This is a genomic window from Citrobacter sp. Cs237, assembly GCF_030332325.1.
Taxonomy (GTDB): Bacteria; Pseudomonadota; Gammaproteobacteria; order Enterobacterales; family Enterobacteriaceae; genus Citrobacter_A; species Citrobacter_A sedlakii.
In genome coordinates this window covers 17,971-30,387 of the sequence record NZ_JAOWIB010000089.1, presented here as the reverse complement: position 1 = coordinate 30,387, position 12,417 = coordinate 17,971, and the positions used below count along the sequence as shown (strand labels likewise).

Genomic DNA, 12,417 nt, shown 5'->3' with positions numbered 1-12,417 from the left:
TTATCCTCTCTGGAACACACACAATCCGTGCGCAGGTCCCGGCCAGACAGCCGTAATCACCGGATTATCCTCACCGGCAAATGGGGGAACAGCGCGCCACTCCCCGTCAGGTAATACAATTTCAGCCACTTCAGTGGTGGCATTGATCGTGATGAGAAAACGGCCCGACAGCAGGATTTGCATCTGTCTGGCGCCGTTCTGCCACTCGTTTGCGCTTAAAGGCTGCGCGAAGCGGTTAAGCCAGCGCACATTGCCATCGCCCTCTTCCCACCAGCGGTCGTCCACCAGCGCGGGGATTTGCTGGCGCAGATGTATCAACGCGGCGGTAAAGTCGATCAAACCGTCGCTTGCCTGCGACCAGTCCAGCCAGGTCAGCGCATTGTCCTGGCAATAGGCGTTATTGTTGCCGTGCTGGCTGTGACCCTGTTCATCGCCCGCCAGCAGCATCGGCGTTCCCTGTGACAGCAGCAGCGTCGTCAACAGCGCGTGAATGCTGTCGCGCCGACGCTCAACCACATCCAGCGTCCCGCCTAACCCTTCTTTACCATGATTATTACTCTGGTTGTTGTCGGTTCCGTCCCGATTTTCCTCTCCGTTCGCCTCATTGTGTTTCTGGTTGAAACAAACGCAGTCCCTGAGCGTGAAACCGTCATGGGCCGTCACCAGATTGACCGACGCGCTGGGCAGACGTCCGTCACGTTTAAACACGTCGCTGGAGGCGGCAACGCGTCCGGCGAATTCGCCGAGCGTCAGGTTTTGCCGTAGCCAAAAGCGGCGCGCGGCGTCGCGAAAATGGTCGTTCCACTCCGCAAACGGCGGCGGGAAGTTGCCCACCTGATACCCGCCTTCGCCAATGTCCCACGGTTCTGCTATCAGCTTCACGCGGGAAAGCACCAGACAATTTTTGATGGCCGTAAACAATGGCGCATCCTGACGAAACGCCGGCGTGCGGCCCATGACCGACGCCAGATCAAAACGGAAACCGTCTACATGGCAGGTCTCTACCCAATAGCGCAGGCATTCGCAAGCATATGCCACCACGTTGGGCTGACTGAGATTCAACGTGTTGCCGCAGCCGGTCCAGTTGTGGTAATCACCATCGTCCCTTATCCAATAATAGCTACGGTTGTCGATTCCGCGCAGGGAGAAGAGAGGTCCGTCCAGATCCAGCTCGGCGCTGTGGTTCAGCACGATGTCGAGAATGACTTCAATACCGGCGTTGTGCAGCGCTTTGACCGCATCGCGAAACTCGTCGAGCGCCGTTTCGGGCGAACAGGCATAGGCCGGATGCAGCGCAAACAGCGCTACCGGGTTGTACCCCCAGTAATTCGAAAGCCCCAACCGTTGCAGGCGCGGTTCGCTGGCGAAATGCGCCACCGGCAGCAGTTCCAGCGCGGTGATCCCGAGACGCTTAAAATGCGCGATCATCACCGGATGGCCGAGCGCCCGATAAGTGCCGCGGATCGCCGCCGGGATCTGTGGATGCAGATACGTTAAGCCTTTGACATGGGCTTCGTAGATCACGCTCTTGCCCCACGGCGTGCGGGGTGGCGTATCGCCTTCCCAGTCATAGTTATCGGCGGTTACCACACACTTCGCTGCGATGGCGACGTTATCGCGATGATCCGGTGCGTCATAACCCGCATGGAACAGCGGGTTGTCTTTAAAATCTCCCTCAACGCGCCGCGCGCAGGGGTCAATCAGCAACTTTGCCGGATTAAAGCGGTGCCCCTGAGCAGGCGCCCATGGGCCATGCACGCGATAACCATAGCGCAGACCGGGGCGCGCGTCGGGCAAATAGCCGTGCCAGATATCGCCAGTACGCGCAGGCAGATCGTAGCGCTGCTCGTTACCCTGCGGGTCAAACACGCACAGCTCGACGCGCTCGGCATGGGCGGAGAACAGCGTGAAGTTCACGCCGTGCCCGTCATACGTCGCGCCGTGAGGCGTCGCATTGCCCGTCTCCAGTTGGCTCATTCCCCCTCCCGAACCAGCCAGATGGTCGCCAGCGGCGGCAGGGTGAGGCTCAACGACTGCGGACGTCCGTGGCTGCCGATGTTGTCGGTTTGCACGACACCGCCGTTACCCGCGTTGCTGCCGTGGTAATGCATCGAGTCGGTGTTGAGGATTTCACGCCATTTGCCCGGCTGATTTACGCCAAAGCGATAATCGTGGCGCGGCACCGGGGTGAAGTTACTGGCAACAATAATTTCGTTGCCGACCTTATCGCGGCGCACAAAAATCAGCACCGAGCGCGCGTTGTCATCCACCACCAGCCATTCAAAACCATAGCTGTCAAAATCGAGTTCGTGCAGCGCTTTATGGTGTCGGTAAGTGTGGTTGAGGTCGCGTACCAGCCGCTGGACGCCATGATGCCAGTTGTCGCCCCCTTCCAGCAGATGCCAGTCGAGACTGGCGTCGTGGTTCCATTCGCGGCCCTGGGCGAATTCGTTGCCCATAAACAGCAGTTTTTTGCCAGGGAAGGCCCACATCCAGCCGTAGTAGGCGCGCAGGTTGGCGAACTTCTGCCATGCATCGCCCGGCATACGGTCGAGAATCGATTTCTTGCCGTGAACCACTTCGTCATGCGACAGCGGCAACACAAAGTTTTCAGTGTAGTTGTAGAGCATGCCAAACGTCAGTTTATCGTGGTGATACTGACGATAGACCGGATCCAGTTTCATGTAGTCGAGGGTGTCGTGCATCCAGCCAAGATTCCATTTGTACCAGAATCCCAACCCGCCCATGTCCTGCGGACGGGACACCCCGGCGAAGTCGGTGGATTCTTCCGCCATGCTCACCGCGCCCGGCACTTGTTCGCCAAGGATCCGGTTGGTATTGCGTAAAAATTCGATCGCTTCCAGGTTCTCCCGTCCGCCGAACTCGTTCGGGATCCACTCTCCCTCTTTCCGGCTGTAGTCGCGGTAGATCATCGACGCCACCGCATCCACGCGCAGGGCGTCAATGCCGAAGCGTTCAATCCAGTACAGGGCGTTGCCGACCAGATAGTTGCTGACTTCACGGCGTCCGTAGTTGTAGATCAGCGTGTTCCAGTCCTGGTGATAGCCTTCCCGCGGGTCGCTGTGTTCGTACAGCTTCGTGCCGTCAAATTCCGCCAGGCCAAAGTCGTCGGAGGGGAAATGACCCGGCACCCAGTCGAGAATAACGTTCAGCCCGGCGTTATGCGCGGCGTTGATGAAATAGCGGAAATCATCGCGGGTACCGAAGCGACGGGTCGGCGCATACAAACCGGTGGGCTGATAGCCCCAACTGCCGTCGAACGGATGCTCGTTAACGGGCAACAGCTCAATATGGGTAAAGCCCATCCACTTCACGTACGGGACAAGCTGGTCCGCCAGCTCACGGTAGCTCAGCCAGAAATTGTTGTCGGTATGACGACGCCACGACCCAAGGTGCACTTCATAAATGGAGATAGGCGCATCGAATTGATTGGCTTTTTTGCGCTCTTCGGTTTGCTCAACCTTTTCCGGCAGCCCGCAAATCAGCGAGGCGGTATCCGGGCGCATCTGCGCTTCAAACGCGTAAGGATCGGCTTTCACGCGCAGATTGCCGTTGGCGTCGATCATTTCGTATTTATACAGCTGACCGTTCTGCGCGCCCGGAATAAACAGCTCCCAAATGCCGCTCTCTTTGCGCAGGCGCATCGGATGACGACGTCCATCCCAGTAGTTAAATTGCCCCACAACCGAGACGCGTCGGGCGTTCGGCGCCCACACCGAGAAGCGGGTTCCAGTCACGCCATCCATCGTATCCGCATGGGCGCCGAGGGTTTCATACGGACGAAGATGGGTGCCTTCCGACAGCAGCCAGGCATCCATCTCCTGAATCAATGGACCAAAACGGTAGGGATCGTCAATCAAGTTCTGCTGGCCGTGCCAGACAACCGCAAGCTGATAGCGAAAAGGATTTTTACGACGCGGTAATACGCCGCTGAAGAAACCGCGCGAGTCAAGGCATTCGAGTTTGCCGACTTTACGTCCGGTTTTCGGTTCAATGACCCACACTTCGGTGGCGTCAGGTAACAGAGCGCGGACTTCAAGTCCGGCGGGGGTCTGGTGCATTCCGAGTACGGAAAAAGGATCCGCAAAATGGCCTGCAATTAGCGCGTTAATCACGTCTCTATCGATACGAACGGACATGGTTGTCATCCTGTTTTACAGCCTCCCTTTCCCGCTGCTTGTGGCATCGGGCGGAGACGCTTTTTTAACTTTAACAGCGCAGCACAATTGTGCATCCTCTCTGCGCCGTCCTGGCTTCAGGCAAAACCGTAATACCGCGGAGGTATCAGGGCACCTTTAAAGAATAGCCAACGCTTTAATTAACTCCTGTGAAAAAATGAAACATCTGCGATTACTCCTGTATAACGCATAAAAAAGGGTGACTCAGCACCCTGGATAACACTTTGACAAATTTTTGCGGATTACCCGCAGGCCCGATACGCAAAGCGCGATCGGGCAATTCACGGTTACGCCAGTTGGCGCAGCATCCGGCGCAGCGGTTCCGCCGCGCCCCACAGCAGCTGGTCGCCCACGGTAAAGGCTGACAGGAACTCCGGTCCCATATTCAGCTTACGCAGACGGCCCACTGGCGTGGTCAGCGTACCGGTAACGGCCGCCGGGGTCAGTTCGCGCAGGGTAATATCCCGATCGTTTGGCACGACTTTGGCCCACGGATTGTGCGCCGCCAGCAGTGCTTCCACGGTCGGAATAGACACATCTTTTTTCAATTTAATGGTGAAAGCCTGGCTATGGCAGCGCAGCGCGCCCACGCGCACACAAAGGCCATCCACCGGGATCACGGAAGCGGTATTGAGAATTTTGTTGGTTTCCGCCTGGCCCTTCCACTCTTCGCGGCTCTGGCCGTTATCGAGCTGTTTGTCGATCCACGGGATCAGGCTGCCTGCCAGCGGTACGCCAAAGTTATCCACCGGCAGATCGCCGCTGCGGGTAAGATGGGTGACTTTACGTTCGATATCGAGAATCGCTGAAGAAGGGGTCGCCAGTTCATCCGCCACGTGGTTATGCAGTTGGCCCATCTGGTTGAGCAACTCACGCATATGCCGCGCGCCGCCGCCGGAAGCCGCCTGGTAAGTGGCAACAGATACCCAGTCCACCAGGTCGTTAGCAAACAGGCCGCCCAGCGACATCAGCATCAGGCTGACGGTACAGTTACCGCCGACAAACGTTTTGATGCCTTTATTCAGGCCATCGTTGATGACATCCTGGTTAACTGGGTCGAGAATGATGATGGCGTCATCTTTCATACGCAGCGAGGAGGCGGCGTCAATCCAGTAGCCCTGCCACCCGCTTTCACGCAGCTTTGGATAAATTTCGTTGGTATAATCGCCGCCCTGGCAGGTCACAATAATGTCGAGCGCCTTCAGCGCCTCGAGATCGAATGCGTCCTGAAGTGTGCCGGTGGTGCCGCCAAACGTCGGCGCAGCCAGACCCAGCTGAGAAGTCGAAAAGAAAACAGGGCGAATGGCGTCGAAGTCGCGCTCTTCAACCATGCGTTGCATGAGAACAGAGCCGACCATACCGCGCCAGCCGATAAAACCAACATTTTTCATAGCGTTTTTTCCTGCAGAGATGTGTGCTGTGTATGCTAACCAGTGTCCTACTGGCTTATCCTTCACCATACAAAAAGCAGCCAAAGTCGCAAGTGAAATTAATCAATGATAGCGATGCCATCAGTAATGCGACTTATCCCGCTGCGTTAGCAAGCAGAAAGTCCGCGGCAATTATCAGGGAATTTGAGTTATGAATGAAATCATTTCAGCAGCAGTTTTATTGATCCTGATTATGGATCCGCTCGGTAATCTGCCTATCTTCATGTCCGTACTGAAACATACCGAGCCAAAACGGCGTCGCGCGATTATGGTTCGCGAGCTGTTTATCGCGCTGCTGCTGATGCTGATTTTTCTTTTCGCGGGCGAGAAAATTCTCGCTTTTCTCAATTTACGCGCCGAAACAGTGTCCATCTCCGGGGGGATTATCCTGTTCCTGATCGCCATTAAAATGATTTTCCCCAGCGCGTCGGGCAACAGCGCGGGGTTACCGGCGGGTGAAGAGCCCTTTATCGTGCCGCTGGCCATCCCGCTGGTGGCCGGTCCGACCATTCTGGCGACGTTAATGCTGCTGTCACATCAATATCCAAACCAGATGGGACATCTGGTCATTGCTCTGCTGCTGGCCTGGGGCGGCACGTTTGCCATTCTGATGCAGTCATCGCTGTTCCTGCGCCTGCTTGGCGAAAAAGGCGTAAACGCGCTGGAGCGCCTGATGGGGTTGATTCTGGTGATGATGGCGACCCAGATGTTCCTCGACGGCATCCGGATGTGGATGAAGGGGTGATAAAACGGCGGGGGTGCTACGGTTTCAACCTGTGCAGTACTCAGGCCCGGGAAGCGCAAGCGCCACCGGGCACAGTAATCAGCTCAATAGCTGAAAGGCAATCATCCCGACGATCGCGCCGACAGTACCGAGGATGGTTTCCATCATCGTCCAGGTCTTCAGCGTTTGCGCTTCGGTCGCGCCGGTGAATTTACCGAACAGCCAGAAACCGGCGTCGTTAACGTGGCTGACAACAATCGAACCGCCCGCGATACAGATAGACAATGCCGCCATCTGCGCACCGGAGAAGTTCAGTTGTTCAATCACCGGCATCACCAGCCCCACCGCCGTCAGACAGGCCACCGTCGCGGAACCCTGAATGATGCGCACTGCCGCGGCGAGTACGAAGCAGGTAATGGCAATCGGCAAGCCCATGCCGGTCAACGCTTCCCCCAGCGCCGGGCCCACGCCGGAATCCACCAGCACCTGCTTAAACACGCCGCCTGCGCCAATCACCAGCAGAATAATCCCCGCCGGCTGCAGCGCGTGACCGCAGATTTCCATTACTTTATCTTTTGGCATTCCCTGACGCATCGCCAGGCCATAGATCGCCACCAGACAAGCAACCAGAATCGCGGTGAACGGATGGCCGATAAATTCAAACCATTCGTAAGCCGTTGACCCTTCCGGTACAAAGCGCGCGGCGATGGTTTTCAGCCCCACCAGCACCAGCGGCAGCAGGATCAACGACAGGCTGAAGCCAAAGGATGGCATCTTGCCTTCGCCGAGGTGTGGCTCGGTAATATCGTCGGGTATGCGCAGCTCCACAAAACGGCTGATGAAGTTGCCCCACAGCGGCCCGGCGATAATCATTCCCGGAATCGCAGCGCACAGGCCAATCAGGATCATCCAGCCAAAGTCGGCGTGCATTTGTGAAGCCAGCAGCATCGGCGCAGGCCCGGGCAGCAGGAAGGCCGCAGCCGCCGCAACCCCGGCAAACAGCGGGATCACCAGCTTCACCAGATTGGTGCCGGTATGACGCGCCATCGAAAACGCGACGCTAATCAGCAACACGATCGCCACTTCAAAGAACAACGGCAGCGCGCAGATCAAACCGGCCAGGCCAATCGCATAGTGCGCGCGGCTGTGACCAAAGGATTTCAGCATCTTGACGGCGATCTGATCGACCGCGCCCGTTTCATGCAGGATCTTACCGAACATAGCGCCCAGCGCGACCACAATGGCCAGGAAGCCAAGCGTACCGCCCATTCCCTTTTCCATCGTCGCTGCAATTTTATCGAGCGGCATACCGGAAAAGAGCCCTGCGCCAATAGACACCACCATCAAAGCAACGAAGGCATGCATTCGCGCCTTCATCACTAAAAACAACAGCAGTAAAACGGAGCCTACTGCTGTTAAAACAAGCGTTAATGTACTCAAAACTTACTGCCTTTTAGTAATGACCTCGATGGTGCTTGCAACAACACCGTCCAGCGGCTGATCGATATCCACCACCAGCACGTCTTTCTCGTCAGCGTCCGGTTCCTGCAGCGTGTCGAATTGTGTCACCAGCATCTGCGTTTTGAAGAAATGGCCTTTACGCGCCTTCAGACGGCTTTCAATGACGTCGAAATCGCCTTTCAGGTAGATAAAAGAAAGGTTTGGATTACCGTCGCGCAGGATGTCGCGGTAGTGTTTTTTCAGCGCGGAACAGACGATCAGCGACACTTTGTTGGTACGCTGCATGGCAAACGCGGCGTCGTTCAGCGCCTGCAGCCACGGTTTACGGTCGTCGTCATTTAAGGGTTCGCCAGAGGCCATTTTCTCAATGTTGCTACGCGGATGGAGAAAATCGCCGTCAAGGAACGCGGCATGAAGTTGATGCGCCACTTCGCTTGCGACAGCGGATTTGCCGCTGCCCGATACGCCCATCAGAACGTAAACGTGGTGATCATGGTTAGTCGTGCTCAAAGTGGTGCCCTCACAGTACAAAGTTCAGGAATTGTTACGGGTAACTGTTATCGGTAACATTGTCCGACCGGACAAACCTGGACGCAATGTCCAAACGTGCCAGAAGTGAATAAGTGTGAGCTACTTCAAATTTGTTGGCTTAAATAGATCCGCCCGGTGACAAGGTGAAACCTAAATCTAACATTTTCGGCGTCACGCTTTCACCACGGATGCGAGCCAGCAGGCGCTCTGCGCCAATGCTGCCCATCCGTTCACGCGGCGTCAGGACGCTGGCCAGACGCGGTTCCATCACCTGTCCGATATCATGACCGTGGAACCCGGCAATCGCCATATCACGCGGAATTGAAAGCCCCAGGCGCTGGCATTCAAACGCCGCCCCGACCGCCAGGTCATCGTTGGTACAGAAGATCCCGTCAAGCTGCGGATATTCGCGGCGCGCCTGGCGGATCAGTTCGATCCCCGACGAGTAAGATGAAGACTGCTCAACCATCACACTGTAAGGCACCAGGCCAGCATCCCGCATCGCCTGCTCATACCCCTTCTGTTTGATGATAGTACGTTCGTCGAGACGCGCGCCAAGATAGGCGATATGACGATGCCCGCGGGCAATAATCGCGGCAGTCATCTGACGGGCAGCTTCAAAGTTGTCAAAGCCGACGGCGATGTCCAGACACGGCGACTGGCTGTCCATCAGTTCAACCACCGGGATGCCTGCCACTTCTATCATTTTCAGGGTGCGCGGAGTATGGGTACGTTCGGTCAGAATCAGACCGTCGATATTCCAGGAAAGCATCGACTCCAGGCGCTCCTGTTCCATTTCCGGCTTATAGCCGTAGTGCGCGAGCATAGTCTGGTAGCCGTGGGCATCCGTCACCGCCTCAATCCCGCGCAGCACTTCTGCGAAGACCTGGTTGGTTAATGAAGGCAGCAACACGCCGATCGCCCGGCTGGTGGCGTTTGAAAGAATATCAGGGGCGCGATTGGGAATGTAACCCAGTTCATCAAGTGCAGCGGCGATCTTGCCGCGTAGCGCGACGGAGACCTGCTCCGGGTTACGCAAAAAGCGGCTGACCGTCATTTTGGTCACGCCTACGCGGTCGGCGACATCCTGAAGTACGGGTCTTTTCTTTTTCATCGTCCTGAAAGATATAAAAGGGATAGATTTTCCCAGTTTACCACGGACATGAAGAATTAATGACACACGAAAAAAGCCGGATAGCGACGTTTTCACGTCGCATCCGGCCTGTAAGCCCTCGTTGGGCAGGGTGATGTCGATTTATACTGGCGGTAAGTCAAACAGCAGCACTTCACTATCGCTGTCGGCATGAATTGAGATCGCTTGTTCATCCCAAATCGCCAGACCGTCGCTGGTGGTCGCTTTGGTGCCGTTTATCGTCACCTCGCCTTTCACCACCTGGATCCAGACGCGGCGTTCTGCGGCAATCTGATGCACCGACTGCTCGTCTTTTACCAGCGCCCAGCGGTACAGTTCCATATCCTGATACACTTTCAGCGAACCGTCGCGGGCATCCGGCGACAGCACCAGTTGTTTCCCCTGCGTGGCATCGAAACGACGCTGTTCGTAACGCGGCGTTATGCCGGTTGTTTCCGGGATGATCCAGATCTGGTAAAGACGCAGACGATCCGTTTTGCTCGGGTTGTACTCAGAGTGACGTACCCCTGTTCCCGCGCTCATGATCTGGAATTCACCGGCTGGCACCTGCTCTTTGTTGCCCATGCTGTCCTGGTGTTCTACTGCGCCTTCCAGCACGTAGGTCAGGATCTCCATGTCTTTATGCGGATGGGTACCGAACCCCTGTCCCGCATCAATCACGTCATCGTTAATCACCCGCAGCGCCGAAAAGCCCATAAAGTTCGGGTCATAATAGTCGGCAAACGAAAAGGTGTGCCAGGAATCCAGCCAGCCATGATTGGCGTGGCCGCGGTCATTTGCTTTGCGTAAGTAGATCATTGTGTTCACCCCCAGATGTTTTCGATGGAGTCAGTGTGGACCCAATCGCGCTGCGATCATAGAGGGTGAAAATTGACTCCTCTGTTCAAAAAATATGAACAAGAGCATAGAGGAGCCGTAAGCCTTATCTGGCAAGGGTAATGGTGGCCGGAGACGCCTGCTCAAACGCCCGTTCCAGGAGTTCGAGATTTGTCAAAACCTCAGATTCCTTGACGTAATTTGGCGCCCCCTGGGTAATCGTTTTGAACAGCGCATCATAAACGCGACCATAGTCCCCCACCTCCGGCGTGATCTCTTCGCGCACCGTCACACCGTCATCATTGACGTACTCCAGCACGCCCAGCGACTCATCGGCTGCAAACCCCGGTTCAACCGGCATGATGTTGGCCTTCAGGCTGGTTTCCTGCTGGTCGATGCCGTATTTAATAAACGAGCCTTTGGTGCCATGAACGATAAATTTCGGGTAATCGATTTTCACCAGATGGCTGGTTTTAACGATCGCTTTCAGGTCGCCGTAAAACAGCTGCGCCTCAAAGGTATCGTCCGGGTTCGCTTTGTTGCGCAGACTACGGATGTCATACGCGGCGTGATCCGGACGCCCAAACAGCGAGATAATCTGGTCCATGGTATGCACGCCGAGACCGTAGAACGAGCCGTCCTGCGGCAAACCCGGTTTGGTTTCCGCCACCGGTCGGTAGTAGTCGAAATGACTTTCGATTTCGACAATCTCCCCCAGCTTGCCGCTTTCGATGACTTTTTTGGCGGTCAGGAAGCAGGCGTCAAAGCGGCGGTTCTGATACGGCGATACCGTCAGCCCTTTGCTTTGCGCCAGTTCAAACAGCACCCTGGCCTCTGCCAGGGTTGGGGTGAAGGGCTTTTCGACCAGCACGTTTTTCCCTGCTTCCAGCGCACGCTTCGCGTATTCAAAATGGCTGTCGGCATGGGTACAGACAATCACCAGTTTTACCTGTGGGTCATTTAACACTTCATCAAGATCGCTGGTGAAATGGATATGAGAATAGATCGGCGCCTGTTCTTCCGGCTTCGCGCGGCGGCGGTAAATATGGGCGACGTGCCAGGTGTCTTTACGGTTGAGTACATAAGGAAGATGATAACGGGTCGTGCTTTTCCCAAAGCCAATAAATGCGCAATGTAACGTCATGAAGGTGTCCTTTTTAAGGTGATTGACTACACCTTAGCGCAAACCAGGGAAAGACGACACGTCAGAGCCCGAAACCGTTGCCGGATGGCGCTGACGCTTATCCGGCCTACAAAAGCAAAACCAAAAAATCAGCCGCCGCCGTCGCCGTCAGTTTGTTCACGGCAAGCGCGCAGGGCCCGGAGCGTACTTAATGTACGTGAGGAGCACTCCCCGGGGACAAAATGACAAGTAAGCCAGGCTGAAACAAACCCCAAAAAAAAAGCCAGCAGAGGCTGGCTAAAGTAATACTGGAAGCAATGTGAGCAATGTCGTGCTTTCAGGTTCTCCGCAAGGGTCTCCCTGAATGCAAAGCAATAATAATCATTCTCATTCGCAGTTGTCCAACACTTTTTGCAAATAAATGCATTTGACTGCGATGTGAAAGTCAATGATGTTAAAAAGGACTTTACCCCCACCGGAGAGACAAGAATGAGCGAAATAGTGATACGCCACGCTGAAACCAGAGATTATGACGCGATTCGTCAGATCCACGCCCAGCCTGAGGTGTATCGCAACACGCTACAGGTTCCGCATCCCTCGATGGAAATGTGGCAGGCGCGACTGGCCGACCAGCCGGGCATTAAACAGCTTGTCGCCTGCATTGACGAGCAGGTTGTCGGGCATTTGTGCATTGAGGTTACGCAGCGCCCCCGCCGCAGCCATGTCGCCGATTTTGGCATCTGCGTTGACGCCCGCTGGCAAAACCGCGGCGTTGCCAGCGCGTTGATTCGCACGATGATCGATATGTGCGATAACTGGCTGCGGGTAGATCGCATCGAACTGACGGTGTTTGTCGATAATGCGCCAGCGGTGGCGGTCTATAAAAAGCATGGCTTTGACATTGAAGGCACCGGCAAGCGCTACGCCCTGCGCGACGGCGAGTATGTGGACGCGTATTATATGGCAAGAATAAAGTGACA

At 55.8% G+C, this 12,417-nt stretch carries 10 protein-coding genes; 2 read left to right on the top strand and 8 right to left on the bottom strand.

What is annotated here, in order from left to right; translation table 11 throughout:
* From glgX to asd, 3 genes are all read right to left on the bottom strand, one after another.
* Entirely contained in the window at window positions 1–1,977 is a 1,977-nt protein-coding gene (glgX, locus tag OGY07_RS03145; RefSeq protein ID WP_286598593.1) for a glycogen debranching protein GlgX, read from the bottom strand.
* Entirely contained in the window at window positions 1,974–4,160 is a 2,187-nt protein-coding gene (glgB, locus tag OGY07_RS03140) for a 1,4-alpha-glucan branching enzyme (RefSeq protein WP_042286460.1), read from the bottom strand. The genes glgX and glgB overlap by 4 nt, the downstream gene beginning before the upstream one ends.
* A gap of 326 nt (window positions 4,161–4,486) precedes the next feature.
* The gene (gene asd / locus OGY07_RS03135; RefSeq protein ID WP_042286462.1) at window positions 4,487–5,590 is read right to left on the bottom strand and encodes an aspartate-semialdehyde dehydrogenase; all 1,104 of its coding nucleotides are present in this window, start codon (window positions 5,588–5,590) and stop codon (window positions 4,487–4,489) included.
* 190 nt (window positions 5,591–5,780) lie between these two features.
* Here asd and yhgN point away from each other — a divergent pair, with 190 nt between their 5' ends.
* Window positions 5,781–6,374 (top strand): NAAT family transporter YhgN, encoded by a 594-nt coding sequence (gene yhgN / locus OGY07_RS03130; RefSeq protein WP_012908322.1) that lies wholly within the window; start codon window positions 5,781–5,783, stop codon window positions 6,372–6,374.
* 78 nt (window positions 6,375–6,452) lie between these two features.
* Here the strand turns inward: yhgN and gntU are convergent, their stop codons facing one another.
* The 5 genes from gntU to OGY07_RS03105 all read right to left on the bottom strand — a co-directional run bounded on the left by gntU (window position 6,453) and on the right by OGY07_RS03105 (window position 11,458).
* Window positions 6,453–7,793 carry a gluconate transporter gene (gntU, locus tag OGY07_RS03125; protein ID WP_042286465.1) on the bottom strand — a complete coding sequence of 447 codons (1,341 nt, stop codon included), beginning with the start codon at window positions 7,791–7,793 and terminating at the stop codon, window positions 6,453–6,455.
* Between the two features lie 3 nt (window positions 7,794–7,796).
* A complete protein-coding gene (gene gntK, locus OGY07_RS03120) occupies window positions 7,797–8,324 on the bottom strand; it encodes a gluconokinase (protein WP_042286469.1) in 528 nt (175 codons plus the stop codon).
* 139 nt (window positions 8,325–8,463) lie between these two features.
* Complete coding sequence (gene gntR, locus OGY07_RS03115) at window positions 8,464–9,459, bottom strand: gluconate operon transcriptional repressor GntR (RefSeq protein ID WP_042286472.1); 996 nt, start codon at window positions 9,457–9,459, stop codon at window positions 8,464–8,466.
* 141 nt (window positions 9,460–9,600) lie between these two features.
* Window positions 9,601–10,296 carry a pirin family protein gene (locus OGY07_RS03110; RefSeq protein ID WP_042286476.1) on the bottom strand — a complete coding sequence of 232 codons (696 nt, stop codon included), beginning with the start codon at window positions 10,294–10,296 and terminating at the stop codon, window positions 9,601–9,603.
* A 124-nt stretch (window positions 10,297–10,420) separates the two neighbouring features.
* Window positions 10,421–11,458, bottom strand: coding sequence for an oxidoreductase (locus OGY07_RS03105; RefSeq protein ID WP_286598587.1), 1,038 nt, complete (start codon window positions 11,456–11,458; stop codon window positions 10,421–10,423).
* 468 nt (window positions 11,459–11,926) lie between these two features.
* On the opposite strand from OGY07_RS03105, the gene yhhY reads away from it, so the two are divergent.
* Window positions 11,927–12,415 carry an N-acetyltransferase gene (gene yhhY, locus OGY07_RS03100; RefSeq protein ID WP_181822408.1) on the top strand — a complete coding sequence of 163 codons (489 nt, stop codon included), beginning with the start codon at window positions 11,927–11,929 and terminating at the stop codon, window positions 12,413–12,415.
* Window positions 12,416–12,417 lie beyond the last annotated feature (2 nt).